The sequence below is a fragment of the Azohydromonas sediminis genome (assembly GCF_003574675.1).
In the GTDB taxonomy this organism is placed as follows: Bacteria; Pseudomonadota; Gammaproteobacteria; order Burkholderiales; family Burkholderiaceae_C; genus Calidifontimicrobium; species Calidifontimicrobium sediminis.
In genome coordinates this window covers 1-26,236 of the sequence record NZ_QOAZ01000037.1, presented here as the reverse complement: position 1 = coordinate 26,236, position 26,236 = coordinate 1, and the positions used below count along the sequence as shown (strand labels likewise).

At 73.1% G+C, this 26,236-nt stretch carries 30 protein-coding genes and 1 pseudogene; 9 read left to right on the top strand and 22 right to left on the bottom strand.

Annotated features, from left to right (window positions below; genetic code table 11):
- Positions 1-88 precede the first annotated feature (88 nt).
- From glnA to DRV96_RS15330, 3 genes are all read right to left on the bottom strand, one after another.
- A complete protein-coding gene (gene glnA, locus DRV96_RS15340) occupies positions 89-1,504 on the bottom strand; it encodes a type I glutamate--ammonia ligase (RefSeq protein ID WP_119292726.1) in 1,416 nt (471 codons plus the stop codon).
- Between the two features lie 192 nt (positions 1,505-1,696).
- The gene (locus DRV96_RS15335; protein ID WP_119292724.1) at positions 1,697-2,494 is read right to left on the bottom strand and encodes a competence/damage-inducible protein A; all 798 of its coding nucleotides are present in this window, start codon (positions 2,492-2,494) and stop codon (positions 1,697-1,699) included.
- Positions 2,491-3,381 carry an EI24 domain-containing protein gene (locus DRV96_RS15330; protein ID WP_119292722.1) on the bottom strand — a complete coding sequence of 297 codons (891 nt, stop codon included), beginning with the start codon at positions 3,379-3,381 and terminating at the stop codon, positions 2,491-2,493. The genes DRV96_RS15335 and DRV96_RS15330 overlap by 4 nt, the downstream gene beginning before the upstream one ends.
- Positions 3,382-3,520: 139 nt before the next feature.
- Between DRV96_RS15330 and DRV96_RS15325 the strand changes: the two genes are divergently transcribed.
- Entirely contained in the window at positions 3,521-4,723 is a 1,203-nt protein-coding gene (locus DRV96_RS15325; RefSeq protein ID WP_119292720.1) for a GGDEF domain-containing protein, read from the top strand.
- Between the two features lie 204 nt (positions 4,724-4,927).
- On the opposite strand, the gene DRV96_RS15320 is transcribed toward DRV96_RS15325, so the two are convergent.
- From DRV96_RS15320 to rpsP, 6 genes are all read right to left on the bottom strand, one after another.
- Positions 4,928-5,917, bottom strand: coding sequence for a CobD/CbiB family protein (locus DRV96_RS15320; protein ID WP_119292717.1), 990 nt, complete (start codon positions 5,915-5,917; stop codon positions 4,928-4,930).
- Positions 5,918-5,949: 32 nt separating this feature from the next.
- Complete coding sequence (locus tag DRV96_RS15315) at positions 5,950-6,651, bottom strand: CoA pyrophosphatase (protein ID WP_119292714.1); 702 nt, start codon at positions 6,649-6,651, stop codon at positions 5,950-5,952.
- A 24-nt stretch (positions 6,652-6,675) separates the two neighbouring features.
- On the bottom strand, positions 6,676-7,029 hold the full coding sequence (gene rplS / locus DRV96_RS15310; RefSeq protein ID WP_119292712.1) for a 50S ribosomal protein L19: 354 nt from the start codon (positions 7,027-7,029) through the stop codon (positions 6,676-6,678).
- A 128-nt stretch (positions 7,030-7,157) separates the two neighbouring features.
- A complete protein-coding gene (gene trmD / locus DRV96_RS15305; protein WP_119292710.1) occupies positions 7,158-7,937 on the bottom strand; it encodes a tRNA (guanosine(37)-N1)-methyltransferase TrmD in 780 nt (259 codons plus the stop codon).
- A gap of 16 nt (positions 7,938-7,953) precedes the next feature.
- Positions 7,954-8,520 carry a ribosome maturation factor RimM gene (gene rimM, locus DRV96_RS15300; protein WP_162911098.1) on the bottom strand — a complete coding sequence of 189 codons (567 nt, stop codon included), beginning with the start codon at positions 8,518-8,520 and terminating at the stop codon, positions 7,954-7,956.
- 49 nt (positions 8,521-8,569) lie between these two features.
- On the bottom strand, positions 8,570-8,818 hold the full coding sequence (gene rpsP, locus DRV96_RS15295) for a 30S ribosomal protein S16 (RefSeq protein ID WP_119292744.1): 249 nt from the start codon (positions 8,816-8,818) through the stop codon (positions 8,570-8,572).
- A 197-nt stretch (positions 8,819-9,015) separates the two neighbouring features.
- Here rpsP and DRV96_RS15290 point away from each other — a divergent pair, with 197 nt between their 5' ends.
- Both DRV96_RS15290 and DRV96_RS15285 read left to right on the top strand, forming a co-directional pair.
- Entirely contained in the window at positions 9,016-9,552 is a 537-nt protein-coding gene (locus DRV96_RS15290; RefSeq protein ID WP_119292706.1) for a GNAT family N-acetyltransferase, read from the top strand.
- Positions 9,549-10,001 (top strand): hypothetical protein, encoded by a 453-nt coding sequence (locus DRV96_RS15285; protein ID WP_119292704.1) that lies wholly within the window; start codon positions 9,549-9,551, stop codon positions 9,999-10,001. Before DRV96_RS15290 ends, DRV96_RS15285 begins: the two co-directional genes overlap by 4 nt.
- Here DRV96_RS15285 and DRV96_RS15280 read toward each other — a convergent pair.
- The 8 genes from DRV96_RS15280 to murJ all read right to left on the bottom strand — a co-directional run bounded on the left by DRV96_RS15280 (position 9,956) and on the right by murJ (position 17,786).
- Positions 9,956-10,585, bottom strand: a complete 630-nt coding sequence (locus tag DRV96_RS15280; protein WP_162911097.1) for a deoxynucleoside kinase — start codon at positions 10,583-10,585, stop codon at positions 9,956-9,958. The two genes, DRV96_RS15285 and DRV96_RS15280, sit on opposite strands and share 46 nt — an antisense overlap.
- An 88-nt stretch (positions 10,586-10,673) precedes the next feature.
- Complete coding sequence (folK, locus tag DRV96_RS15275; protein WP_119292701.1) at positions 10,674-11,162, bottom strand: 2-amino-4-hydroxy-6-hydroxymethyldihydropteridine diphosphokinase; 489 nt, start codon at positions 11,160-11,162, stop codon at positions 10,674-10,676.
- Complete coding sequence (gene pcnB, locus DRV96_RS15270) at positions 11,159-12,739, bottom strand: polynucleotide adenylyltransferase PcnB (protein WP_119292699.1); 1,581 nt, start codon at positions 12,737-12,739, stop codon at positions 11,159-11,161. Before pcnB ends, folK begins: the two co-directional genes overlap by 4 nt.
- Complete coding sequence (locus tag DRV96_RS15265; protein ID WP_119292697.1) at positions 12,736-13,404, bottom strand: histidinol-phosphatase; 669 nt, start codon at positions 13,402-13,404, stop codon at positions 12,736-12,738. The genes pcnB and DRV96_RS15265 overlap by 4 nt, the downstream gene beginning before the upstream one ends.
- Positions 13,401-14,093, bottom strand: a complete 693-nt coding sequence (gene hda, locus DRV96_RS15260) for a DnaA regulatory inactivator Hda (protein WP_119292695.1) — start codon at positions 14,091-14,093, stop codon at positions 13,401-13,403. Before hda ends, DRV96_RS15265 begins: the two co-directional genes overlap by 4 nt.
- Positions 14,094-14,103: 10 nt before the next feature.
- Entirely contained in the window at positions 14,104-15,165 is a 1,062-nt protein-coding gene (locus DRV96_RS15255; protein WP_119292693.1) for an AI-2E family transporter, read from the bottom strand.
- Positions 15,166-15,326: 161 nt separating this feature from the next.
- Positions 15,327-16,196: a SirB1 family protein gene (locus tag DRV96_RS15250; RefSeq protein WP_119292691.1), complete on the bottom strand. Its 870-nt coding sequence runs from the start codon at positions 16,194-16,196 to the stop codon at positions 15,327-15,329.
- A 33-nt stretch (positions 16,197-16,229) separates the two neighbouring features.
- A complete protein-coding gene (gene murJ / locus DRV96_RS15245) occupies positions 16,230-17,786 on the bottom strand; it encodes a murein biosynthesis integral membrane protein MurJ (protein WP_119292688.1) in 1,557 nt (518 codons plus the stop codon).
- A gap of 182 nt (positions 17,787-17,968) precedes the next feature.
- Here murJ and rpsT point away from each other — a divergent pair, with 182 nt between their 5' ends.
- Complete coding sequence (rpsT, locus tag DRV96_RS15240) at positions 17,969-18,271, top strand: 30S ribosomal protein S20 (protein ID WP_119292686.1); 303 nt, start codon at positions 17,969-17,971, stop codon at positions 18,269-18,271.
- A gap of 77 nt (positions 18,272-18,348) precedes the next feature.
- Here the strand turns inward: rpsT and DRV96_RS15235 are convergent, their stop codons facing one another.
- Complete coding sequence (locus tag DRV96_RS15235; protein WP_119292683.1) at positions 18,349-18,675, bottom strand: DUF3579 domain-containing protein; 327 nt, start codon at positions 18,673-18,675, stop codon at positions 18,349-18,351.
- Between the two features lie 172 nt (positions 18,676-18,847).
- On the opposite strand from DRV96_RS15235, the gene DRV96_RS15230 reads away from it, so the two are divergent.
- From DRV96_RS15230 to DRV96_RS15215, 4 genes are all read left to right on the top strand, one after another.
- On the top strand, positions 18,848-20,065 hold the full coding sequence (locus DRV96_RS15230; protein WP_119292681.1) for an aspartate aminotransferase family protein: 1,218 nt from the start codon (positions 18,848-18,850) through the stop codon (positions 20,063-20,065).
- Positions 20,062-20,994: an ornithine carbamoyltransferase gene (gene argF, locus DRV96_RS15225; protein WP_119292679.1), complete on the top strand. Its 933-nt coding sequence runs from the start codon at positions 20,062-20,064 to the stop codon at positions 20,992-20,994. The genes DRV96_RS15230 and argF overlap by 4 nt, the downstream gene beginning before the upstream one ends.
- 90 nt (positions 20,995-21,084) lie before the next feature.
- Positions 21,085-21,420 carry a c-type cytochrome gene (locus DRV96_RS15220; protein WP_235823436.1) on the top strand — a complete coding sequence of 112 codons (336 nt, stop codon included), beginning with the start codon at positions 21,085-21,087 and terminating at the stop codon, positions 21,418-21,420.
- Positions 21,421-21,587: 167 nt separating this feature from the next.
- On the top strand, positions 21,588-21,818 hold the full coding sequence (locus DRV96_RS15215; RefSeq protein WP_119292674.1) for a hypothetical protein: 231 nt from the start codon (positions 21,588-21,590) through the stop codon (positions 21,816-21,818).
- Between the two features lie 17 nt (positions 21,819-21,835).
- Here DRV96_RS15215 and DRV96_RS15210 read toward each other — a convergent pair whose 3' ends face one another.
- From DRV96_RS15210 to DRV96_RS15200, 3 genes are all read right to left on the bottom strand, one after another.
- The gene (locus DRV96_RS15210) at positions 21,836-23,362 is read right to left on the bottom strand and encodes a Y-family DNA polymerase (protein ID WP_119292672.1); all 1,527 of its coding nucleotides are present in this window, start codon (positions 23,360-23,362) and stop codon (positions 21,836-21,838) included.
- A 25-nt stretch (positions 23,363-23,387) separates the two neighbouring features.
- Entirely contained in the window at positions 23,388-24,212 is an 825-nt protein-coding gene (imuA, locus tag DRV96_RS15205) for a translesion DNA synthesis-associated protein ImuA (RefSeq protein ID WP_119292670.1), read from the bottom strand.
- A gap of 141 nt (positions 24,213-24,353) precedes the next feature.
- Complete coding sequence (locus DRV96_RS15200; RefSeq protein WP_119292668.1) at positions 24,354-25,292, bottom strand: alpha/beta hydrolase; 939 nt, start codon at positions 25,290-25,292, stop codon at positions 24,354-24,356.
- Between the two features lie 72 nt (positions 25,293-25,364).
- Between DRV96_RS15200 and DRV96_RS15195 the strand changes: the two are divergent.
- Positions 25,365-25,562 (top strand): annotated as a pseudogene (locus DRV96_RS15195) (YchJ family protein); the annotation flags it as partial.
- Positions 25,563-25,628: 66 nt separating this feature from the next.
- Here DRV96_RS15195 and DRV96_RS15190 read toward each other — a convergent pair.
- On the bottom strand, positions 25,629-26,236 hold a 608-nt coding region (locus DRV96_RS15190), incomplete at its 5' end, for a transposase (RefSeq protein ID WP_210757067.1).

Below are 26,236 nucleotides of genomic sequence, written 5' to 3'. Positions count from 1 at the left end.
CGGCGCATCGCCCGAAAAGCCGAACGAAAAGGGACGGCCGTGGCCGTCCCTTCGGGCTGTGCCGGTGCGCCGCCGCTGCGGCGGCCGATCACAGGCTGTAGTACATGTCGAACTCGACCGGGTGCGTCGTCATGCGGAAGCGGGTGACCTCCTGCATCTTCAGCTCGATGTAGGCGTCGATGAAGGCGTCGGTGAACACGCCGCCCTTGGTGAGGAACGCGCGGTCCTTGTCGAGGTACTCGAGCGCCTGGTCGAGGCTCGAGCACACGGTCGGGATCTTCGCGTCTTCTTCCGGCGGCAGGTGGTACAGGTCCTTGCTGGCGGCTTCGCCCGGGTGGATCTTGTTCTCGACGCCGTCGAGACCGGCCATCAGCATCGCACTGAACGCGAGGTACGGGTTGGCCGTCGGATCCGGGAAGCGGCACTCGATGCGGCGGCCCTTCGGGTTGGCAACGTACGGGATGCGGATCGACGCCGAGCGGTTGCGCGACGAGTACGCGAGCTTGACCGGCGCCTCGAAGCCGGGCACCAGCCGCTTGTAGCTGTTGGTGCCGGGGTTCGTGATCGCGTTGAGCGCGCGCGCGTGCTTGATGATGCCGCCGATGTAGTACAGCGCGAACTCGCTCAGCCCGGCGTAACCGTCGCCGGCGAACAGGTTCTTGCCGTCCTTCCACACCGACTGGTGCACGTGCATGCCGCTGCCGTTGTCACCGACGATGGGCTTGGGCATGAAGGTCGCCGTCTTGCCGTAGGCGTGCGCGACGTTGTGGATGACGTACTTCTGCAGCTGCAGCCAGTCGGCGCGCTGCACCAGCGTGCTGAACTTGGTGCCGATCTCCATCTGACCGGCGGTGGCGACCTCGTGGTGGTGCACCTCGACGGGGATGCCCATCTGCTCGAGCAGCAGGCACATCTCCGAGCGCATGTCCTGGAAGCTGTCGATCGGCGGGACCGGGAAGTAGCCGCCCTTGACCGACGGGCGGTGGCCGCGGTTGCCGCCTTCGTAGTCCTTGCTGGTGCTCCAGGCCGCTTCTTCCGACTCGATGCGCACGCCGCAGCCCGACATGTCGACGTGCCAGTGGATGCTGTCGAAGACGAAGAACTCGGGTTCGGGTCCGAAGTACGCCGCATCACCGAGGCCCGAGGCCTTCATGTACGCCTCGGCGCGCTTGGCCAGCGAGCGCGGGTCGCGCTCGTAGGGCTTACCGTCGCCCGGTTCGATGACGTCGCACGTCATGAACAGCGTCGGCTCCTCGAAGAACGGGTCGATGTTGGCGGTGTTCGGGTCGGGCATCAGCAGCATGTCCGACGCCTCGATGCCCTTCCAGCCGGCGATCGACGAGCCGTCGAACGCATGGCCGTCGGTGAACTTGTCTTCGCTGAACGCCGCCACGGGCACGGTGACGTGTTGTTCCTTGCCGCGGGTGTCGGTGAAGCGGAAGTCGACGAACTTGACTTCGTTGTCCTTCACCATCTTCATCACGTCGGCGACGGTCTTGGCCATCAGAAATCTCCTAGCGGGACGCTTGCAGTGGGGGTGGAATCGAAAAAACTTGACGGCTCGAGGAGGACCGTGACCGGCCGTCCAAGGCGCACCAGAATCTAGCAGAAAGCATGCCCGATCCAGGGGCGCGACCCGCACGTCGTCGCACGGGTGCGCACCGCGCCTGCACACCAAAGCGGTGCCACGCCCCGATCAAGTGCGCACCGTTTCGGGGCCCAGCGTGACGCCCAGGGTCTGCAGGCCGGCGCGCAGCTGCGCGAACGCCGTCTCGACCGCGCCGGCCGGGCCCTTGACGCCGAGCTCGATGTGACGGCCGTACTGCGGGTGATCGACGCTGGGCAGGCTGAACACGCGCACCGCCGGGTGCTCGCGCTCGACGGCCTCCATCAGCGGCGTGAGCGTGGCCTCCATCGAGCCCATCACGATCACGGAGCGTTCGGTCTGGCGCTGGCTGCCGTGCAGCGCGGCGTAGCGGCCGTCGAGCAGGCCCTCGATCATCGGCCACGCCATCACCGGGAAGCCCGGCAGGAAGTGCACGTCGCCGATCGAGAAGCCGGGAATCTTGTTGTACGGGTTCGGCACGATCGTCGCTCCGCGCGGGAACACGCCCATGTTCAGGCGATGCACGTTGTCGGGGCGGTCGGGCTCGAACGGCACGCCCTGCTCCGCCGCGACGTCGCGCATGCGCTCGAGGATCAGTTCGCGCGCCTGCGGGTGCAGCTCGAGCGGCACGCCGAGCGCGGCGGCGGCGCACTGGCGCGTGTGGTCGTCGGGCGTCGCGCCGATGCCGCCGCACGAGAACACCACGTCACCGCTGGCGAACGCGTCGCGCAGCGTGGCCGTGATGCGCGCGCGGTCGTCGCCGACGAAGCGCGCCCACGCGAGCGCCAGCCCGCGCGCGCCGAGCAGCTCGATCACCTTGGACAGGTGCTTGTCCTGCCGTTTGCCCGACAGGATCTCGTCGCCGATGACGATGAGGCCGAAATTCATGACTGGGGTCGAGGCAGCAGCGGTGGCTCGGGCGCGGGCGGCGCGTCGCCGGTCCCGCCGGCGCTCACCGTCACGACGTCGGGCACGGGTTCGTGGTCGGCACGCCACGCCTGCAGCGCCGCCAGCGCGTAATGGGCGAACCACAGCGCCGAGAACGCGAACACCAGCGTGTACAGCCAGATCGACAGCACCGCGAGCAGTGGCGCGAAGATCAGCGCGAGCGCACCCATCGCCCACAGCAGCGACGGCGCCGCGCCGAGGTAGCCGGTGACCAGGCCCATGCCCAGCAGCGGCCAGCGGTGCGCGGCCAGCAGCGCGCGCCGCTCGTCGGCGCTGGCGTGCGCGGCGAGCACGTCGAACGCCAGCACGCGGTACGCGAGCCAGCCCCAGATCAGCGGCGGCAGCAGCAGCGCCAGCGGCGGCACGAACCACAGCGGCACGCTCGCAGCGAGCAGTACCAGCGCCAGCACGCCCAGCGCGAGCGAGCGCGCGACGCCGAACATCAGCGACGCGCCGCGGCGGCGCTCGAGTGTCGGGAAACGCCGCCGCGCCACCAGCGACACGAGCGCGGGCGTCATCAGCGCCGCGACGAGCAGCAGCGCGGCGACGACGATCACCGGCACCGCCAGCGCGACGACGAGCAGCGGCGCCAGCAGCGCGCGCAAGCCGCCTGCGCCGAGCGAGTCGAGCCACTGGAACAGCGCCGCCGTCAGCGCCCAGCCGTCGAGCGTGGCGCGCACGCCGGCCACCGCCGCCTCCCAGTAGAGGTAACCTAGCGCCAGCGTCGCCGCCGACGCCAGCAGCAGCGGCAGCAGCGACCACAGCACGACGCGCGGGTGCAGGCAGTAGGCGGTGGCGCGCCAGAAGGCGTCGAACAGCGCAGACATCGGCGCGAGGATACGCCACGCGCCCCGGCGCACGCACTTGTGACCGGCGGTGACGCCGCACCGCGGCGCGCAGCATCTGGTTGCATCCCGCACCCTCAAGACGGAACCGCGACTGCCGAGCGCGACTCGACAATGCGCCATGCTCGTCGCCGCCGATGTGCACCTGCCCACGCTGATGCTCGCCGCCGCCGGCGTGGCACTGCTGTGCGCGGCGGTGACGAGCGCGATGCTGGCCGGACAGCCGCAGGCCCGTGGCCGCGGAGCGTGGAGCGCCGCGCAGTGGCTCGCCGCGGTCGGGCTCGCGGCCTTCGCGCTCACCGGCGGCGGCGTGCCGGCCTCGACGCTCGGCGCCGTGCTGCTGCTCGTCTGGCCGGTGCTCGTCGTGCTCGGCGTGCGCCGCTTCCACGGCCGTCAGCCCCCGCCGATCCACCCGGGCTTCGACGCCGGCGTGCTCGCGATCGCGCTGCTGGTGGCGCTGGCCGACGGCGCCACGCACGCGCCAGGCACCGCATGGCTCGGCGCGATGACGGTGGTGCACGGCCATGCCGCGTGGGTGCTGTTCGGGGCACCGGCACGCCGCCACAGCGCGGCGCTGCGCCGGCTGGTGGCCCTGGTCGGCAGCGCGGCGGCCGTGCACGGCACGACGTGGGTCGCGAGTCTGGTCCACGACCCTGCGGTGCCCGACGCACCCGTCGCGCTGTCGATGCTCGCCAGCGCGCTGAGCGTCGCCGCGATGGCGTTCGCGACGATGGGGCTGACGCACGAGCGCACCGTCGACGAACTGCGCGAGTCCCGCCGGCGGCTGCGCTACCTGGCCAACATCGACATGCTCACGCAGGTGCCCAACCGCCGCCACTTCGGCGAGTTGGCGCGGCGCGTGCTGCAGTCGGCCGGCGGCCGCAGCGCGGCGGTGCTGATGCTCGACATCGACCACTTCAAGCGCATCAACGACGAGCTCGGCCATGCCGCGGGCGACCGCGCGCTGCGCCTCGTCGCGCGCTGCGTGCAGGAGACGCTGCGCGCCGACGACGTCGCCGGCCGCTACGGCGGCGACGAGTTCGCGCTGCTGCTGCCGCGCACCGACCTGCGCGACGCGATGGCGGTGGCCACGCGCATCGTGCAACGCGCGCAGCGTCTGGCCCGCGAGCACGGCACGCCGCAGCTGTCGCTGAGTTTCGGTGTCGTGCAGATGCGCGACGACGAGTCGCTCGACGAGGCGCTGCGCCGCGCCGATCAGGCACTGTACGAGGCCAAGCGCCAGGGCCGCGGGCGCGCCGTCAGCGCCGACGGCGACGAGCTGCACCCGGTGTTCGTCGAAAGCCGGCGGCTCGGCCTCGTGTAGCGCGGCAGACGGCGAGCACTCGCGGTGCTCGCGCCGAGCACGGCGCCGCGGCGCTCGCCCCAGGGCCTCGCAGAGCTCGGCCCCTTCGTGCCGTCCAAGCCCGCGCAGGCCGAGCCCGGCGGCTCCACGCCCGCCTGCGCGGGCGTGGACCGGGCGAGGGCCCGCTGCGTCCCCGCAGCGGGCCGGGGCTTGGAGCCGCGGCGCTCAGCCCAGCAGGTTGGCCAGGGTCAGCAGTGCGAGCAGCAGCAGCCACAGCGCGACACCGCGCCACACCAGCGCGACGACGCTTTGCAGGTGGCCCAGCTGCGGCGGCACGCCGGGCGTCGAGCCCGAGGCGCCCGCCGCCTCGGCGCCCGCGCCGCGCGTGAACGTCTTCGAGCGGTCGGGCATGACGCCCGGCGCGGCGCTGCCGCCGAGCTGCACCCCGACGGCGCCGGCCGCGGCGGCGAGGATGACGCCTTCGTTGGGGTGGGCCCATAGCATCGCGTCGCGCCGCCAGCCGCCGACGGCTTCCTCGAAGTTGCCGACGACGGCGAAGCCGAACGCCGTCAACCGCGCCGGCACGTGATCGACGATGCCGAACAGGCGCTGCGACAGCTCGCGCAGCCGCTCGTTGACCGGCACGTCGAGGGTGCGGCTGCGAAATGCCCAGTAGCGGCTCGCGAACTCGGCCATGCGGTACAGCACCGCCCCCGCCGGGCCGAGACCGAGCGCCGACAGCACGACGAACCAGAAGAAGACGCCGAAGACGTGGCGGTGCGCGGCCAGCAGCGCATGCTCGATCACGTGGCGCAGCAGCTCGGTGCGCGGCAGCTCGCTCGCGTCGAGGTGGCGCCACTCGGCCAGCAGCGCGCGCGCGCCGGCTTCGTCGCCGCGTTCGAGGCAGTCGCGGATGCCGGTGAAGTAGTGACTGAACTGGCGAAAGCCCAGCGTGACATACAGCACCGCGACGTCGAACGCCAGCGCGGCGAGCAGGCTCCACGACGCGAGCAGCAGGTGCACCGCGGCGGCCAGCAGCGCCGGCAGCACCACGGCGATGGTCCACACCAGCACCGCGTGGTGGGCGCGGCCGGCGTCGAAGTTGCGACCGGTTCCGCCGACCCATCCGATCAGCGCGTCGTGCACGCGGTTGTCGCGCGGCAGCGGCTTGAGCTGCTCGAGCACGAGCGCAATGACGACGGCCAGCAGACTCATCGCAGGCGATGATACCGGCGCGCCTCTCGCGCTCAGGCCGCGTCGGCGAGGAAGCGGTAGAGGTTGCGCAGCATCGCTGCCGTCGCGCCCCAGATGAAGTAGCGCCGTGCGACGCCGTCGGCGCCGGTCGTGGTCCACGGCATCGACAGGAACTGCCGCCGCTGCCCGCCGAACTCGAACGCGTGCCGCCGGTGGTGCGCGGGCGTCATCAGGAACGGCAGCGGCACCTCGAACACCTCGTCCACCTCGAACGGGTCCGGCGCGAGTTCGAAGCCGGGGCGCACCAGCGCGACGACGGGCGTGACGCGAAACGCCGTGATCGTCGTGTAGACCGGCAGCGTGCCGACGACTTCGACGTGCGACGGCGCCAGCCCGACCTCCTCGTGCGCCTCGCGCAGCGCGGCGGCCACGGCGTCGGCGTCGCTGTCTTCCTGGCGACCACCGGGAAAGCTGATCTGCCCGGCGTGGTCGCGCAGGTGCGCGGTGCGCCGCGTCAGCAGCACCGACAGGTGCTCGTCGCGCTCGACGAGCGGCACCAGCACCGCCGCCGGTGCCGGCGCGCGGTCCAGCAGCACGCGCGCGTCGCCGGCGATCTCGGGCTGCCAGTCGCGCCCGCAGGCGAAACGCGCACGCACCGCCGGCGCGCACAGGCGCTGCGGCGGAATCGCAGGCAGGTGGTGGTCGGTGCCGACGACGGGCACCGCTTCGGGGTCGGTGATGCGCGGCGTGGTCACGTCGCGCTCACGCCGCCCGCGGCATCAGGCGAGCTTTTCCTTGATGCGCGCCGACTTGCCGCTGCGCTGGCGCAGGTAGTACAGCTTGGCGCGGCGCACGTCGCCCCGGCGCTTGACCTCGATGCTCGCGATCAGCGGGCTGTACAGCTGGAACGTGCGCTCGACGCCCTCGCCGCTGGAGATCTTGCGCACGATGAAGCTGCTGTTCAGCCCGCGGTTGCGCTTGGCGATGACGACGCCTTCGTAGGCCTGCACGCGCTTGCGGTTGCCTTCGACGACGTTGACGTTGACCACCACCGTGTCGCCAGGGGCGAATTCCGGGATGGTCTTGTTCAGGCGAGCGATTTCTTCCTGCTCGAGGGTGGCGATCAGATCCATGGGGGCTCCGAGGCGATCGTGCGGGCGGCTATGAATCGATGGTTCGGTACCGCGAGGCCGGGTACCGGGCGCACGCCTCTTTGCCGGCGCGCACCGTGGTGACCCGCAGAGGATCGCAAAACCTGCAATTATAGGGACAAACCGAGCGACGAAAGGAAGCGCTCGTCGTCGGCGTCGAGCCGGCCCTGCGCGCGCGCCGCGGCGATCAGGTCGGGGCGACGGCGCGCCGTGGTCTCGAGCGCACGCTCACGCCGCCAGCGCGCGATGCGCGCGTGGTGTCCCGACAGCAGCACGGGCGGCACGGCGAGCTCGCCGCGGCGGGTCGCGAGCACCTCGGGCCGCGTGTAGTGGGGGCCTTCGAGCAGGCCGCCAGCGTCGAAGCTGTCGTCGGCGTGCGACTGCTCGTCGCCGAGCACGCCCGGCTGCAGGCGCGCGACGGCGTCCAGCAGGACCAGCGCGGGCAGCTCGCCGCCGGAGAGCACGAAGTCGCCCAGGCTGATCTCGAGGTCGACCTCGGTGTCGATCAGGCGCTGATCGATGCCCTCGTACCGGCCGCACAGCAGCACGGCGCCGGCACCGGAGGCGATCTCGCGCACCAGCGCCTGGTCGAGCCGCCGGCCGGTCGGCGTGAAGTGCACCACCGGCGCTGCGGCGGCCTCGCCGGCCGCACTGCGCGCGGCGCGCACGTCGGCCAGCGCGCGCTGCAGCGGCTGCGCCAGCATCACCATGCCCGGGCCGCCGCCGAAGGGGCGATCGTCGACGCGGTGGTACGGGCCCTCGCCGTAGTCGCGCAGCGGCCACAGCCGCACCTGCACCGGCCCGCCGGCGTCGAAGGCCCGGCGCGTGACGCCGAGCTGCAGGTGCGGCGCGAACAGCTCGGGAAACAATGTGACGACGTCGAAGCGCATCGGCGCGGGGCACTGCTCAATAGTCGAGCGACCAGTCGACGCGGATGCGCCGGGCCGCGACGTCGACGTCGTCGACATAGGCCGCAACGAAGGGAATCAGCCGCTCTTCGGCCTGCGGGTCGTCGGGGCGCACCTGCAGCACGGCGTGCGGCCCGAGGTCCATCAGCGCGTAGACCTGCCCGAGGTCCACGCCGTCACGGTTGACGACACGCGCGCCGATCAGGTCGACCCAGTAATACTCGCCGGCTTGCGGCGTCGGGAAGCTGGCGCGCGAGACGAACACGCGTGCGCCGCGCAGCGCCTCGGCGGCATCGCGGTCGGCGACGCCCTCGGCACTGGCGACGATGGCCTGGCCGTGCTCACGCGCCGACGTGATGCGCAGCAGCACGGGCAGCGGCGCCGCGGCGCGCGGCCCTTCCGGCGGGCGCAGGAACCAGCGCCGCGAGCCGAACAGCGCCTGCGGCGAAGCCGCGTACGGCTGCACGCGCAAGGCGCCTTTGACGCCCCACGCGCCGGCGATGCGGCCGACCTCGACCGCGTCGTCGGGAAACGGGGGCGTGTCGTCGTCCATCGGCGCGGCCATCGTCCGCTCGCGCCTGCGCCGGCGGGGGGATCGCCGTTCGATGTCGGGGTCAGGCCGCGGCCTTGGCCTTCGCGACCAGGCGCGCCACGGTGGGCGACAGCTGCGCGCCGACGCCGGTCCAGTAGCCGATGCGGTCCATCGCCACGCGCAGGCCTTCCTCGTTGGCCGCAGCCACCGGGTTGTAGAAGCCCACGCGCTCGATGAAGCGCCCGTCGCGGCGCGAACGCGCGTCGGCGACGACGATGTTGTAGAAGGGGCGCTTCTTCGCGCCGCCGCGTGCGAGTCGGATGACGACCATGAACGAAACCTCGAAGTGTTCGATGCATCCGCCGCGCCAGGAGACACGCAGGCCGGCCGGATCGGTTCCGCAGCCGGCGCTCGACGCCGGCTCGCGGGCAGGCTCGGTGCCGTAGATACGCCGCCGGCCGTTGTCTGTGCCGGGGCCGTCACCGAAATCGCGCATTATAGACTCGCGCAGATTCTTCACTGCGCGCGATGCCTGCCTTGCTGATCCGCCCGAGCCGCGCCGACGACGTCGAGCACGTCACCGCGATCTATGCCCACCACGTGCTGCACGGCACCGGCACGTTCGAGCTCGACGCGCCCGAGGCCGGCGAGATCGCGCGCCGGCGCGACGACGTGCTGGCCAAGGGCCTGCCTTGGCTGGTGGCCGAATCGGCCGGGCGGGTCGTCGGCTACGCCTATGCGAACCTCTTCCGGCCGCGGCGCGCGTACCGCTTCTGCGTCGAAGACTCGATCTACCTGCACCCCGACGCCGCCGGACGAGGTGTCGGTCGCGCGCTGCTGGCCGAGCTGGTCGCGCGCTGTACCGCCGCCGGTGCGCGGCAGATGCTGGCCGTGATCGGCGACAGCGCCAACGCCGCGTCGATCGGCGTGCACCGCGCGTGCGGCTTCGCACACTGCGGCCGCTTCGAGGCCGCGGGCTGGAAGTTCGACCGCTGGATCGACGTCGTGCTGATGCAGCGCGCGCTCGGCGAAGGCGCCAGCACCCCGCCTCTGGAGCGCGCATGAGTGCGCCGACCCACCACCGCTCGAAGACGCTGGCCACGTGGATCGCCGTCGTCGGCGGCGCGCTCGGCCTGCACCGCTTCTATCTGCACGGCTTTCGCGACGTCGTCGGCTGGCTGCACCCGCTGCCGACCCTGCTCGGGCTGTGGGGCGTGCTGCGCGTGCAGACCTACGGCCAGGACGACCGCCTCGCGTGGGTGCTGCTGCCGCTGCTCGGCGTGATGCTCACGGTGGCCATGCTCAGTGCCATCGTCTACGGCCTGACTCCCGACGAGAAGTGGGCCGCGCGCTTCCACCCGGGCGAGCCGGTGCAGCCCACCGGGTGGGGGCCGGTGCTCGGCGTCGTCGTCGCGCTGATGCTCGGCGCCGCCGCGCTGATGAGCACGATCGCCTACAGCGGCCAGCGCTACTTCGAGTGGCAGATCGAGCGGTCGCGCGCCGACAGCCGCTGAACCAGCGCCTCGAGCGCGTCGTCGTCGCACGTGTAGTCGGTGTGCTCGGCGTCGACGACGAGCACCGGCAGCTGCGGGTGGCGTGCGAAGTGCTCGACGTAGGCCTGCTGGATCTGCTCGACGTAGTCGGCCGTGATGCCCTGCTCCATCGCGATGCCGCGACGCGCGATGCGCGCCAGCAGCGTCGGCGTCGACGCCTGCAGCCACACGACGACGTCGGGCGGCGGCAGCGCCGGCGCCAGTGCGCGGGCCACCTGCACGTACAGGCGGTGGTCGCCGTCGTTGAGCGTCAGGCGCGCGAACAGTGCGTCCTTGTCGAACATGAAGTCGCTGACCACGCGCGGCGCGAACATGCCCGGCTGCGCCAGCTCGCGCGCCTGCTCGACGCGCTGGAACAGGAACGCCAGCTGCGCCTGCAGCGCATAGCGCGCGCCCTCGGCGTAGAAGCGCTCGAGGAACGGGTTGTCCTGCGGCCGCTCGAGCAGCACGTGCGCACCGAGCCGCTGCGCGAGCCGGCGCGCCAGCGTCGTCTTCCCGGCGCCGATCGGCCCTTCGATCGCGATGTGGCGCAGCGCTGTGCTCACCGGATCGCCCGCCGCGCGCCGGCGGGTCGCCTCTGCGCCAGCCGCAGGTGCTGCCGGTGCCGCGGCCGCGCGGGCGCACTCACTGGACTCATGCCGGCAGCGGCTCGATCGCCTGGTCAGCCACCGCCGTGAGCAGCGCGCGCGCGGCGCCGCGGCCGGGGACGACGGCGTCGGGCCACACGTCGAGCAGCGGCACGAGCACGAACGCGCGCGCGTGCATGCGCGGGTGCGGCACCTGCAGCCCGGGCACGTCGATCACGGCGTCGCCGTAGAGCAGCAGGTCCAGATCGAGGCGGCGCGGTGCGTTGCGGTACGGCCGCTCGCGGCCGTGCGCGTCTTCGATCGCGTGCAGCCGCGCCAGCAGCTCGGGCGCCGGCAGCGTCGTCTCGAGCAGCGCCACCGCGTTGACGAAGTCGGGACCCGCGGCATCGACGGGTGCGCTGCGGTACAGCGGCGACAGCTCGCAGCGCTGCACGCCGGCCAGCCGCGCGAGCGCCGCCGCGGCGGCGCACACCGCCGCGCGCGCATCGCCCAGGTTCGCCCCGAGCCCGACGGCCGCGCGCACCGCCGCCGTCATGCCGATGCGTCGCCGGCAGCCGGCTCGGACGGCGCGCCACCACCGCCCGGCTTGCGCCGGCGGCGCCGACGCCGCTTGGCCGCAGGGGCTGCCGTGTCGCCGCCGGCCGCCGGCTCGCCCGCGGCCTCGGCTGCCGGCGCTCCGGCCGTGCCCGTCGCGGTGGCCGGGCGCTGGCGCACGACGCGCCGGTGCGCCTCGCGCACCGCCGCCACGAGCGCCTCGCGCTCCTCGGGCGTGCCCAGCGCGTAGTCCTCCCACCACTCGGCCAGCTCGGCGTCGACCTCGCCGACGTCGGCGCGCAGGCGCAGGAAGTCGTAGCCGGCGCGAAAGCGCGGCTGCTCGACGAGCGACGCCGGCGTGTTGCCGATGCGCCGCTCGAAGCGCGGCTGCATCAGCCAGATCTCGCGCATGTCGGCGGCGAGCTTGCCGCGCCCCGAGACGTCGCCGATGCGCGCGTCGAACACGGCGTCGATGGCCTGCTGCAGCGCCGGCACCGGGTGCTCGCCCTCGGCGCGACGCTGCGCCCAGCGCGCCTGCACGTCGTGCCACAGCAGGCACGCGAGCAGGAAGCTCGGCGCCACGGCGCGGCCCTCGGCGACGCGCCGGTCGGTGTCTTCGAGCGCCAGACGGATGAAGGCCTGCCGGCGCTCGTGCGCCGTGTCGAGCAGCGCCGCGTCGAGGATCGGGAACACGCCGGGCACGAGGCCGAAGCGGCGCAGCGCCTCGACACTCCTGAGCGCATGCCCGGTCTGCAGCAGCTTGAACATCTCGTCGAACAGCCGCGACGCCGGCACGGCGGCCAGCAGCGGCACGACCTGCGGGATCGGCGCGCGCGTGCGCTCCTCGACCTCGAAGCCGAGCTTGGCCGCGAAGCGCACGACGCGCACGACGCGCACCGGGTCCTCGCGGTAGCGCTGCATCGGCTCGCCGATCATGCGCAGCACGCGTGCGCGCAAGTCGGCGAGGCCGCCGTGGTAGTCGACGACGATCTGCGTCGTCGGGTCGTAGTACATCGCGTTGATCGTGAAGTCGCGCCGCGCGGCGTCCTCGATCTGCGGGCCCCAGACGTTGTCGCGCAGCACGCGACCGCTCGCATCGACGGCGTGCCGCTTGTCGGCCAGCGCGGCCTTCGACGTCTTCTCGTTGCCATCGACCGCCTCGGCGCTCGACGGATCGAGGTAGGCGCGGAACGTCGAGACCTCAATCACCTCGTGGTCGCGGCCGCGGCCGAAGATCACGTGCACGATGCGAAAGCGCCGCCCGATGATGAACGCGCGGCGGAACAGCGCCTTGACCTGTTCGGGCGTCGCGTCGGTGGCGACGTCGAAGTCCTTCGGACGCAGGCCCAGCAGCAGGTCGCGCACCGCGCCGCCGACGATGTAGGCCTCGTGCCCGGCGTCCTGCAGCGTGCGCACGACCTTGAGCGCGCGCTCGTCGACCAGGCGCGGGTCGATGCCGTGCTCGGCCGCCGGCACTTCGACACGCCGGCCCAGCGGGATCACCGGCGGTGCGGGCGGCGGGGACGCCGGTGCCTCGTCGCGCTTGCCGAGCAGCTTGCCAATGAGTTTCTTGATCATTCGAACAGGTGCAGCGTGCGCCATCCGCGCTCTTGCGCGATCGCGGCCAGCGCCGGCGTGGGGTTCGTGGCCACCGGGTCGCTGGCGCGCTCGAGCAGCGGCAGGTCGTTGGTGGAGTCGCTGTAGAAGCTCACGCGCTCGAAGTCGGCCCAGCGGTGACCGAGCGAAGCGAGCCAGTCGTCGACGCGGCGCACCTTGCCCTCGCGGAACGACGGCACGCCGCGCACGCGGCCGGTGACGCGGCCGTCGCCGTCGCGCTCGAGCTGCACGGCGATCAGGTGCTCGACACCGAACGCCGCGGCGATCGGCGCGGTGACGAACTCGTTGGTCGCGGTCACGATGGCCACCAGCTCGCCGGCGTCGCGGTGGCGGCGCACGAGGTCGTGCGCGCGCGGGTGCAGCTGCGGCGCGATCACCTCGCGCATGAAGCGCTCGCGCGCGGCCAGCGCCTCGGCCTCGGGGCACGTGCGCCAGGCCGACGTCGCGAAGTCGACGTAGGCATCGAGGTCGAGCCGGCCGGCCTGGTAGTCGGCGTAGAAGGCGTCGTTGCGCGCGCGCCATTGCGCACCGTCGGCCCAGCCGATCGCGACCATGAACTCGCCGAAGGCGTGGTCGGAGTCGGTCGGCAGCAGCGTGCCGTCGAGGTCGAACAGCGCGAGCCTCATCGCGCGTCCACCTCGGCGCCACCGTCGGCCAGCGCGCGCTTGAGCAGCGGCAGCGTGACGCGCGCGCGCTTGTCGACCCACGCCTGGTCGTCGAGACGGTCGAGCAGGCGCGTCAGGTGCTTCATGTCGCGGGCGAAACGGCTGAGCAGGTAGTCGATGACGTCGTCGCCGAGCGTGATGCCGCGTGCGTCGGCGCGCGCGCGCAGCGCGGCGCGCACCTCGGCATCGGAAAGCGGCTGCAAGGCGAACACGAAGCCGCCGCCCAGGCGCGTGCGCAGGTCGTCGCGCAGCGGCAGGTCCACCGGCGGCATCCGCCCGGCGGCGGCCAGCGGCCAGCCCCCGCTGGCCGCCTCGACGAACAGCGCGAACGCGGCGTGCTGGCGCGCGGCGTCGAGCGCGTGGACGTCGTCGACGACGACGAGTGCGACCCCGCCGTCGACCGTCCACGGCAGCGGCGCCGCGGCGTCGAACCACGCTACCACGCCGCGCGCGGCGCGTGCCGCGGCCAGCGCACGCAGCAGGTGCGTCTTGCCGCTGCCCGACGACCCCCACAGGTACAGCGACGGCACCGGCGCCGACGCGCCCGCCAGCGCGCGCAGGTGCGCGAGCGCGGCGGCATTCGCACCGGGCACAAAGTCGTCGAACCGCGCCTCGGCGGCGGCGGCGATCGGCAGCGGGATCTGCTTCATCGCGCGACCCTCACCCGGTGTACAGGCGGCTCGCCACATACATGCCGCGCAGCCGCCGCAGCGCGACGAGCGTGACCGCGCTCAGCGGCAGCGCGACCAGCACGCCGACGAAGCCGAACAGGTGACCGAACGCGAGCAGCGCGAAGATCACCGCCAGCGGGTTCAGCCCGATGCGCTCGCCGACCAGGTACGGCGTGAGCAGGAAGCTCTCGATCAGCTGGCCCAGCCCGTAGACCACCGCCACCGCGACGACGGCGTGCCAGCCGGCGAACTGCAGCAGCCCGCTGAGCAGCGCCAGCAGCAGCCCGAGTCCGAAACCCAGGTACGGGATGAACACCGCGAGCCCCGTGAACACGCCCACCGGCAGCGCGAGGTCGAAGCCGAACAGCGCGAGCCCCGCCGAGTAGTAGACGGCCAGGATCAGCATCACCAGCAGCTGGCCGCGCAGGTACTGGCCGAGCAGCGCGTCGCAATCGGCGACGAAGTCGATCGCCTGCGGCCGCAGCCGCGGCGGGATCAGCTGGCGCACGCGCTCGACGAGTTGCGGCCAGTCCATCAGCAGGAAGAACAGCACGACCGGGATCAGCACCGCGTTGCCGACCAGCGTGAGCAAGAAGCTGCCGCCGATGCGCGCCGACTCGAGCAGCGTGGCGGCCCAGTCCTCGACCTGCCCGCCGAACAGGCGCGTCGCGAGGTCCTTCACGCTGGCCGTGTCGAGGCGGAACTCGACGCCGTACTGGGCGAGCCACGGCGTCACGTGCTCGTTGAAGCGCGCGGCCAGCTGCGGGATCTGCTCGCGCAGCAGCGGCACCTCCTTGGCGATCACGGGCACCAGCAGCAGCAGCAGCGCGAGCACCGCGACGACGGCCAGCGTCTCGACGAGCAGCACCGCCAGCACGCGCGGCCAGCGCCGTGCGGCCAGCGCCTCGACGAGCGGCTGCAGCGCGTAGGCGAGCACCGCGGCGACGATGAACGGCGTCAGCACCGGTGCCAGCAGCCACAGCAGCGCGGCCGCGACGGCGGCCAGCGCACTCCAGCTGAGGGTTTGGCGACGGGACGGGCTCGGGGTCATCGGCGGCGACGGTGGCGTCGCGGAAGTGGCATGCGGCAGGCGGCGCGCCGGTCTGCGCGCGCACGCAGAGCGCGTGCGTCCAAATTGTAGGCGGCGGGGCGCGATGCCCTGTGTGCGCCATCGCGCCGCCGCGACCGGCGCTGCCGTCGGCAGTGCGACCCTCAGTGCAGCCGCGGCTGGCCCTGGCGGCGCAGTTCGAGCAGGCGCGCGCGCAACGCGCGCGCGTCGTCGGCGCGCGGGCAGCGCGCGAGGTAGACCTCGAGGTCGTCGGCCGCCTCGGCGTAGCGGCCGATCTCGGCCAGCGTCAGCGCGCGGTCGCGCCGCTCCTCCCACGCCTGCGGCAGCAGCACGACGAGGCGCTGCTGCACCGCGAGCAGCCGCGGCCAGTCCTCGGCGGCGCGGTGGATCTCTTTCAGGTTGCGCAGCATGCGCGCGACGACGTCGCGCGGCGGCGCGGCCTGCAGGAACAGGCCCAGCGGCACGTCGTCGTCGCCCACCAGCCCGTGCTGGCGGCGGTACGGCATCAGGCGCTCGTCGAGCTCCTCGCGCGACAGCGAGCGGCCGTTGAACGGGTCGATGACGACTTCGCCACGCGGCATGCGCAGCTTGACGAGGAAGTGCCCGGGAAACGACACGCCGCGCGCCACCAGCCCGACCTGCGTCGCGATCTCGATGTACAGCACCGCCAGCGAGATCGGGATGCCGCGCCGGCGCGCGAGCACGTCGTTGAGGTAGCTGTTGCGCGGGTCGTAGTAGTCGTTGACGTTGCCGGCGAAGCCCAGCTCCTGGAAGAAGAAGCGGTTGAGCACGCGCAGCTTCTGCAGCGCCGACGCATCGGCGGGCAGGCGCCGGCGCACGCGCTCGGCCAGCGCGTCGACTTCCGCCATCACGGCCAGCGGATCGAGCTGCGGGTACTCGTCCTGCGCGATCGAGACCGCGGCCTCGAACAGGGCGAAGTCCGCGTCGTCGGCCACGAGGCTGGCGAAGTAGCCCAGCGGTGTGGGCGCCTCGAAGCGGATCGGCTCGCTCATTGCGCGCAGTCTATGCGGGAGTGGCGGGTGCCGTCAGCCGCGACGCAGGAAGGCCCGCAGGCGCAGCCCGGTGGCCATCAGCGTTGCGAAGTACAAGGCCGCGACGCCGCCGATCACGAGCGCGAGCGTCCCGGCGCGCTGCCACGGCTGCGCGCGCAGCGCGATCCAGTCGATGACGTGCGCGGCCCAGGCCAGCGCCGCGGCGAGCAGCGCCGTGGCCACCGCCACGCGCAGCGCGAACACGCCCCACCCCGGCGCCGGCCGGTACAGCCCGCGCCGCCGCAGGCCGACGAAGAGCCACGTCGCGTTGACGAGCGCCCCCAGTCCGATCGACAGCGCCAGCCCGGCGTGGCCGAACAACGGCACGAACACGGCGTTCATCGCCTGCGTCGCGACGAGCACGACGACGGCGATCTTGACCGGCGTGCCGATGTCCTGCCGCGCATAGAAGCCCGGCGCGAGCACCTTGACGGCGATCAGCCCCAGCAGACCGACGCCATAGCCGCGCAGCGCCCACACCGTCTGCTCGACGTCGCGCGGCGTGAACTGGCCGTAGTGGTACAGCACGGCGATCAGCGCCTGCGGGAACACGAGCAGCGCCGCCGCGCTCGGCAGCGCGAGGAGCAGCACCAGGCGCAGGCCCCAGTCGAGCAGGTCGGAGTAGCCGGCCATGTCGTCGCGCGCCTGCACCGCCGACAGCTGCGGCAGCAGCACGACGCCGAGCGCGACGCCGAGCAGCGCGGTCGGGAACTCCATCAGCCGGTCGGCGTAGGTCAGCCACGACACCGCGCCGACGCCCACGTGCGACGCGATCTGCGTGTTGATCAGCAGCGACAGCTGCGCCACCGACACGCCGAGCACGGCCGGCGCCATCTGGCGCAGCACGCGCCGCACGCCCGGGTGATGCCAGGCCGCACGCAGACGCGCGAACGTCAGGCCGAAGCGCGGCACGACGCCGATGCGCCTGAGCGCCGGCCACTGCACCGCCAGCTGCAGCACGCCGCCGGCCATCACGCCGACCGCCAGCGCATGGACCGGCACCAGCCCCCACGCCGCGAAGCGCGGCGCCAGCCCCCAGGCGGCGGCGATGACCGCGAGGTTCAGCAGCACCGGCGTGGCCGCCGGCACCGCGAAGCGCTTCCACGTGTTGAGGATCCCCGCCGACAGCGCGACGAGCGACATGCACGCGATGTACGGGAACATGATGCGCGTCATCACGACGGCGTCGTCGAAGCGCGCCAGCCCGGCGGCCATCAGCCACACGAACACCGGCGCGCCGACGACCCCCAGCACCGACGTCGCGAGCAGCGCCCACAGCAGCACGGTGCCCACCGCGTCGACGAGCGCGTGCGTGGCCGCGTCGCCGTCGCGCTCGCGCGCCGCGGCCAGGATCGGCACGAAGGCCTGCGAGAACGCGCCTTCGGCGAACAGGCGTCGCAGCAGGTTGGGAATGCGAAACGCGACGTTGAACGCGTCGGTGCCTGCGCTGGCGCCGAACGTGGCCGCGATCAACTGCTCGCGCACCAGCCCGGTGATGCGCGACGCGAGCGTGAGCAGCGAGACGGTGGAGGCGGCCTTGAGCAGGTTCATCGCGATGCACCGCGCGGGCACGGGCGGTCGGCGCGATCGCGGGCAGGCGGCGGCAAGGCGGCAGATCGTGGCGGGCGGCGGCGGATTATAGGAAGCGCCAACGGCGCCGCTGGCGTGCCCCGCGGCGCCCGCTCGGCGTCGTGCTAGAATGCGCGGCTTTCCACCATCGACCCCGCTGCAGCATGGCCACCTCCTCCCGCGCCAAGAAGAAGACGGTACGCATCGCCTCGGGGCGCAAGCGTGCCCGCCAGGACGTCAAGCTCAACGCCGCGAACACGGCGCTGCGCTCGCGCTTTCGCACCGTGATCAAGAACGTGCAGAAGGCGGTCGCCGCCGGCGACAAGGCCAAGGCCACCGAGCTGTTCCAGACGGCGCAGAGCGTGATCGACAAGATCGCCGACAAGGGCATCTTCCACAAGAACAAGGCGGCGCGTCACAAGAGCCGCCTGGCGGCCAAGGTCAAGGCGCTGGCGACCGCCGCCTGATCCGCTCGACGACCGGTGGAAACGACGAAGGGCCTGCGCTGCAGGCCCTTCGCCTTTTCGGCGCCCGACGGCGCCGCCTACGCCGCCACGTCGGGCGGCAGCGGGCCCTCGACGGTCTGCAGTTCGTTGTCGCGCGCGAAGTTGACGACGAAGTCCCACGCCATCGGCTCGACGTCGCGCAGCGCCTCGCTGACGATCACGCACTTCACGCCATCGATCACGCGCGGGATGCACAGCGGCGAATAGCCGATGTGCGCGCCGACGCCGGTGCGCGCGCCGCCCGGGCGGTACGGGGACATCACGCCGCACAGCCGCTCGGCCCAGTCGCTCGGACGGAACGCGCGTCCGCTGCGCGTGATGCCGCGGATGATGAGCTGACGGGGTCGGGATGGCGGGGATGACATCGACGGGGTGATCGGGCCGCACGCGCTCGCGCGGCGAACGCGATTGTGCCCGCGAAGTGCTGCGTCGCAGCATGCCGCCGGCGCAACAGCGCTCGCCTAGAATGCGCACAGGTCGGCACGCGAGGCGGCTTTCGTCGACGCGTCCGGCCCTTGTCTTTTCTGGAGAGCGCCGATGAACGCCCCCGAGTCCGTCGCGGCCCCGGCCGCGGTCTCGCCGCTGATGAACACCTACGGCCGGCTGCCGATCGCGCTCACGCACGGCCGCGGCTGTCGCGTGTGGGACACGGACGGCCGCGAGTACCTCGACGCGCTCGGCGGCATCGCCGTCAACACGCTCGGCCACGCGCACCCGAAGCTCGTGCCGGCGCTGCAGGACCAGATCGGCAAGCTGATCCATACGTCGAACTACTACCGCATCCCGCTGCAGGAGCAGCTCGCGGCGAAGCTCGTGCAGCTGTCGGGGCTGACCAACGTCTTCTTCTGCAACAGCGGGCTCGAGGCCAACGAGGCGGCTCTGAAGATCGCGCGCAAGTTCGGCCACGACAAGGGCATCGAGCGGCCCGAGATCGTCGTCTACGAGAAAGCGTTCCACGGCCGCTCGCTCGCGACGCTGTCGGCCACCGGCAACCCGAAGGTGCAGGCCGGCTTCGGCCCGCTCGTCGAGGGCTTCGTGCGCGTGCCGCTGAACGACTTCGCCGCGATCGAGCAGGTCGCGCGCACGCGGCCGAACGTGGTGGCCGTGTTCCTCGAGACGATCCAGGGCGAAGGCGGCATCAACCCGGCGCGCGCCGACTACCTGCAGCAGTTGCGCGCCGTGTGCGACCGGCACGACTGGCTGCTGATGCTCGACGAGGTGCAGTGCGGGATCGGGCGCACCGGCCGGTGGTTCGCGCACCAGTGGGCCGGCATCCGCCCCGACGTGATGCCGCTGGCCAAGGGGCTGGGCTCGGGCGTGCCGGTGGGCGCCGTCGTCTGCGGCCCGCGCGCCGCCCACGTGCTGCAGCCGGGCAACCACGGCACGACGTTCGGCGGCAACCCGCTCGCGATGCGCGCCGGCGTCGAGACGCTGCGCATCATGGAAGAGGACGGCCTGCTGGAGAACGCCGCGCGCGTCGGTGCCGCGCTGAAGGCCGCGCTCGAGCGCGAGCTCGGCGCGCAGCCTGGCGTCGTCGAGATCCGCGGCCAGGGGCTGATGATCGGCGTCGAGCTCGACCGCCCGTGCGGCGCGCTGCTGCAGCAGGCGATGGAGGCCGGCCTGCTGATCAGCGTGACCGCCGAGCGCGTGATCCGCCTCGTGCCGCCGCTCGTCATGACCGAGGCCGAAGCGGCGCAGGTCGTCGCGATCCTCGCGCCGCTGGTGCGCACCTTCCTCTCGTCCACCGCCGCATGAAGCCCGGGCCGAGCCTGATGAAGCACTACCTGCAGTTCAAGGACTTCCGCGCCGAGGAGTACGCGTACCTGTTCGAGCGCGCGCGCATCATCAAGCAGCGCTTCAAGAACTACGAGAAGTACCACCCGCTCGCGGACCGCACGCTGGCGATGATCTTCGAGAAGGCGAGCACGCGCACGCGCGTGAGCTTCGAGGCCGGCATGTACCAGATGGGCGGCTCGGTCGTGCACCTGACCACCGGCGACAGCCAGCTCGGCCGCGCCGAGCCGATCGAGGACACCGCACGCGTGATCAGCCGCATGGTCGACCTCGTGATGATCCGCACCTACGAGCAGGCCAAGCTCGAGCGCTTCGCGGCGCACTCGCGCGTGCCGGTCATCAACGGGCTGACGAACGAGTTCCACCCGTGCCAGATCCTGGCCGACGTGTTCACGTTCATCGAGCACCGCGGCGACATCCGCGGCAAGGTCGTCGCGTGGGTCGGCGACGGCAACAACATGGCCAACACCTGGCTGCAGGCCGCCGAGATCCTCGGCTTCACGGTGCACGTGAGCACGCCCAGCGGCTACGAGGTCGACCCGCAGGTGGCCGGCATCCGCGACACGTCGTGCTTCCGGGTGTTCAAGGACCCGATGGACGCCTGCCGCGGCGCGCACCTGGTGACGACCGACGTATGGACCAGCATGGGCTTCGAGGCCGAGAGCGAGACACGCCGCAAGGCTTTCGCCGACTGGTGCGTCGACGCCGAGATGATGGCCGTCGCGCGGCCCGACGCGCTTTTCATGCACTGCCTGCCGGCGCACCGCGGCGAGGAAGTCGCCGCCGACGTGATCGACGGCCCGCAGTCGGTCGTCTGGGACGAGGCCGAAAACCGCATGCACGTGCAGAAGGTGCTGATGGAGTACCTGCTGCTCGGCCGCATCGGCTGACAGCGCATTCGCTGATCCTGCGCAAGCGCGCGTGTGGACGGTGCCGCGACGTTCGGTTAGCCTGTGGGCCTGCCTGACCTCGCCTCGACGATGAAGCTGGGCTGCACCCTGATGGCCATGGCCTTCGCGCTCGCCGCGGGTACGAGCCTCGCGCAACCCGCAGCGGCACCCTCGCGCGGCCAGGCGCTGTACGAGTTGCACTGCATCGGCTGCCACACGACGCAGATGCACTGGCGCGCGAACCGCCGCGCCACCGACTGGGCGAGCCTGCGTGCGCAGGTGCGTCTGTGGCAGGGCAACAACCAGCTCAACTGGAGCGACGACGACATCGACGAAGTCGCGCGCTTCCTCAACGAGCGTTTCTACCGCTTCAAGCGGCCCGAGCGTCCCGTCGCGGTGCTGCCACCCGCCCCCGCGACGCGCTGACGGCGGCCGCCAAGGGACGCCGTGCAGCAGCGGTCTCGGCGCGACCAGCGGGGGTTCACGCGGGCGTGCCGCCGCCGGGACTCGCCAGCGGCGGCGCTGCCGTCACAATAGGGCTCGGCGGCATCCGGTCGTCGATCCCTTCACCGACCACGAGGAACACCCGCTGCATGGCCAAGCCCAACTATTCATTCGAGAAGCGGCAACGCGAACTGGCCAAGAAGAAGAAGAAGGAAGAAAAGGAAGCCGAGAAGCGCGCACGCAAGGCCGCGGGCGCGGCGGGCGGTACGCTGCCCGGCGACGCCACCGACGACGACGGCGACGAACGCGCCGACACCCCTGACGCCGGCGAGACCGACGCCGACCGCAGCGAAGGCGGCGACATCGAGCGCCCGGCCTGAGCCGGTGGCGCGCCGGTTCAGCCGAACCGGCCGTGCAGCCACCAGCCGCCCTCGCCGTCCGTCGCGCCGGCCAGCGGCAGGCGCGCGCGATAGATCCACACCAGCACGCCGTCGCCCGCCTGCGCGACGAAGTAGTCGCGCGCGGCCAGCGCGCCGTCCCACCAGCCGGCCTCGATGCGCTCGGGGCCGGCGAGCAGTTGCAGCGGCACGCCGTCGAGCCAGGGCCGTCCGCCGCGCTCGGGCAGCGGCACCGGCTCGGCGCACAGCCACGCCGGGCGCGACAGCGGCCGCGCCGCCGGTGCGGCGGACGGCGCCGGCAGCGGTCGGCCCTCGGCGACGCCGGTGGCAGCGCGCGCTCGGGTCGCCCTTTCGGGTCGGTGGTCGGCCACCGCGTCGAGGCGCTGCACCTGCGCGTCGCCCAGCCTGGCGCGCAGCCGCTCGAGCAGCCGCGTCAGGCCCTCGGCCTCGCCGGCACGGGTCGGGAACAGCTCGCCGCTGGGTGGCGCGCCGTGCACGAGGTGGCGGCATTGCAGCCGCAGCTCGAGCGTCGGCGCCGCCAGCGTCGTGCGCCCCAGGTGCTCGCGCAGCAGCGCACCCAGATGGGCCGCATCGGCGCTCGGCGCGGCCAGCGCGATCTCGAGCGCGGTGTGCGGCGGCTGGCCGCCGTCGCGGTGGCGCGGCTCGTGACGCATCTGCAGCACGAAGCCGGCCACGCGCGCATGCCGGGCCTGCGCCCACGCGACCAGGCGCGCGAGCAGCACGCCGGCGGCGTGCAGCACCTGCTCGGCGGTGTCGGCGCGCGCGGCCAGTTCGAGCCGGGCGTCGAACTCGGGCGGCAGCGTGACCCACTCGCGCGGGTCGGGGCGGCGGCCGTAGGCGCGGTCGAGTTCGTCGAGCAGCGCGTCGCCGAAGCGCCGCGCCAGGCCTGCGCGCGGCAGCACGCGCAGGTCGGCCAGCGTGGCCAGACCCATGCCCTGCAGCGCCTCTCGGTGCTCGCGCGCGGCGCCGAGCAGCGCCGCCGGCACCGCGTCGAGCCGCGCTGCCAGCGCGCCGAGGTCGCCGCTGTGCGGTCCCTGCGCGAGGTCGTCGCGCCAGCGTGCCAGCAGGGCCGCGCCGTGCGCCGTCGGTGCCGCGGCGACCTGCACGCGGTGGCCCAGCGGCGCCAGCGCGTCGCGCAGGCGCTGCAGCAGGCGCGGCAGACCGCCGAACAGGCGCAGGCTGGCGTGCACCTCGAGCAGCACGACGGCGTCACCGGCGTCGAGCGTGACCGCGGGCGTGAACGCCAGCGCCGCGTGCGCCACCGCGGCGAGGGCCTGCGCATCGCGCGCCGGCGAGGCCTGACCGAACCGCAGCCCGGGCGCCAGCGCGAGCGCGGTCGCGCGCTTCAGCCCGGCGCGAATGCCGCAGGCACACGCCGCGGCATTGGCCGCCGCGACGCGCGGCCCGTCGAGCAGCGCCACCGGCTGCGCGCGCAAGGCGTCGGGCAGACCCGCCTCGAACGCCTCCAGCGACAGACGCGGCAGATGCACGGCCAGCCACAGCATCGCGGCGCCCTCACGGCCATCGCACTCAGGCCAGCACGCCGGCGGGGCCGGCCGCCGCGGCAGCCGCGGCAGCCGCGACCGGCGCTGCCTGCCGCGGCTGCACCGCCCGCGCGCGCGCAGCGGGCGACAGCACCGGCGCCAGCACGAGCGACAGCGGCTGCGCCCGCGGCGGGCCGCGGCGTTTGAGCACGCGCACCGCGAGCCGGTCGGCACCGGCGGCGGCGAGTGCAAGCCGCAACGGTGCCGGGCTCGGCTGCAGGCGCGCCTCGAGGTCGCGCAGCACGAAGACCGGCCCGTCGTGCGCCTGCGCCGCCAGCTGCAAGCGGCGCAACACGTCGACACGCAGCCTGGACGGCAACCAGGCGACCACCGCCCCCACCTGCGCGCTGCGCAGCGTCTGCTCGAGCGCCCACAGCACGTCGGCCGCCGGCAGCAGCGCACGCGCGCGGCCGCGCAGGCCGTCGCGGCCGTGCACCAGCAGCAGCCGCGCGGTGTCGATGCCCAGCGCCTGCAGCGTGGCCGCACACGGCTGCGCCGGCGGGTCGAACCACACCATGCTGCGCCCGGCGCCGCTCACCGCCGCCAGCGCCGGCGCGAGCAGGCGCAACTCGCCGAGACCGGCGTGCGGCAACAGCAACTCGGTCAGCGCCCCCGCCGGCCAGCCGCCGCCCGGCAGCTCGGCGTCGAGCGCGGCAAAGCCGGTGGGCCGTGCGCCGCCGGGGTGGCGGCCGAGCTGGTGCGCGTGCCACAGCGCCGGATGCAGCGCTTCGGGGTCGACCGCCGCCGTGCCATGCCGCGGCGCCAGCGCCGGCGCGGTGGGACGGGGTGAGGTGGCAGACGCGTGAGACATCGGAGAACTGTATATTTATACAGTCCCCTGAACAAGCCGGCAGCGCCGGCGGACCCGCCCCGTCCGTGCGAACGGGCTGCGCCACCCTTGCGCAGCCCACTGCGGCCACGCCCGCTCAGCGGCTGCGCGCCGCCGCGACACTCAGGCGAGCGCGCGCCGCAACACGGCGGCACAGAGCGCCACCGCCGTGTTCGCCTCGTCGATCACCCGCCCCATCGTGATGAAGCCGTGGATCTGGCGCTCGAAGCACACGTACTCGGCCTTCGTGCCCGCCCCCGACAGCGCATCGGCGTACTGCCGGCCCTCGTCGCGCAGCGGGTCGAAGCCGGCGGTGATGACGAGCGCCGGCGGCAGCCGGCCGTGGTCGCCGGCCAGCAGCGGCGACGCGCGCCAGTCGCTCCACTGGGCCGGGTCGGCGATGTAGTGGCCACGGTAGTACGCGATGCTGTCGGCCGTCAACACGTAACCCTGCGCGTTCGTCGTGTGCGACGGCGCGACGGCGCGCATGTCGGTGGCCGGATAGATCAGCAGCTGGAACGCCGGCAGCGCGTCGCCGGCGTCGCGCAGCGCCAGGCACACGACGGCGGCCAGGTTGCCGCCGGCGCTGTCACCGCCGACCGCGAGCCGGCGTGCGTCGACGCGCAGTGCCGCCGCGTTCGCCCTCACCCAGCGCGTGGCTGCGACGCAGTCGTCGACCGCGGCCGGAAAGGGGTGCTCCGGCCCCAGGCGGTAGTCGACCGAGACGACGGCGCAGCCGCTGCCGTTGGCGAGGTCGCGGCACAGCACGTCGTGCGTGTCGAGGTCGCCGATCGTCCAGCCGCCGCCGTGGAAGTACACCAGCACCGGCAGCACGGCGTCGGGCGCCGTGCCGGCCGGGCGATAGACGCGCAGCGGGATCGCACCGTGCGGCCCGTCGGCCTGCAGGTCCTGTGTCGACGCGACCGGCGGCGGATCGGGCTGGGTGAAGAAGCGCCGCTCGCGGTAATAGCGGCGCGCGTCGGCCGGCGTGAGCGTGTGCACGGGCGGGATCGCGCGGGCGGTCAGCAGGTCGATCAGGGCGCGGGCTTGCGGGTCGAGCATGACGGGTCGCTGGCGGTGGCGAAGGGTGCGACACAGTGTAGGGCGGTGTCGCTTCGGCGATGATCGCGGGCGATGGATCCCCACGCCCCCTGCCCTTGCGGCAGTGCGCTGCCCTACGCGCGCTGCTGCGGCCGCTGGCATGCCGGCGCCGAGCACCTGCAGGCGCCCACCGCCGAGGCGCTGATGCGCTCGCGCTACAGCGCCTACGTGCTCGGCCTGCCGGACTACCTCGCCGCCACCTGGCACCCGAGCCGGCGTCCCGACCCGATCCCGCTGCCCGGGCGTTGTCCCGTTCGCTGTTGAACCGTGACCGGTGACGGCCCCTCGGTGAACATGCTACGCGGTCTTGAAGACGGCGCCGTCGTCGCTTGCCGGACGACGGGCATCCAGGGCCTTGAGGAGGGTGCGCATCTGGCCACAGCCGCGCAGCTTGCGCATTCGCGTGGCCGCGTCGCTGAGCGCGCTGGCCACCCAGCGCAGCACCATCTGGCCGTCGCCCCAGCGCTCGACGTTGCGGCAGTAGTGCGCCACCGAGCCGTTCAGGTTCTCGATGGGGTTGGTCGTGCGCAGCGTGCGCCACAGCGCCGCGGTGATGCCCAGTGCCTGCACGGTCAGCGTCTCCTCCAGGCCCTCGCGCAGGCTGGCGGCCGCACCCGGGTGCCTGGCCTGCAGCGCGGAGGCCAGACGGCCGAGCTGCTTGCGCGCCAGATCGGCGTGCGAGGCCGACCAGGCGTCCTTGAGGGCCCGCTTGACGCCGGCGTGCAGCTCCCTGGGCAGGTGCTCCAGCACGTTGCGCCGCTTGTGCTCCTGGCAGCGCTGCACGAGCGCGCTGGCGCCGAAGGTCTGGACGATGGCCCGGCGCAGCGCCTTGCCGCCGTCGATCACCCACAGCCGCATGCGCTGGGCATCCAGCCCGCGCTCGAGCAGATCCGACAGCAGCGCGG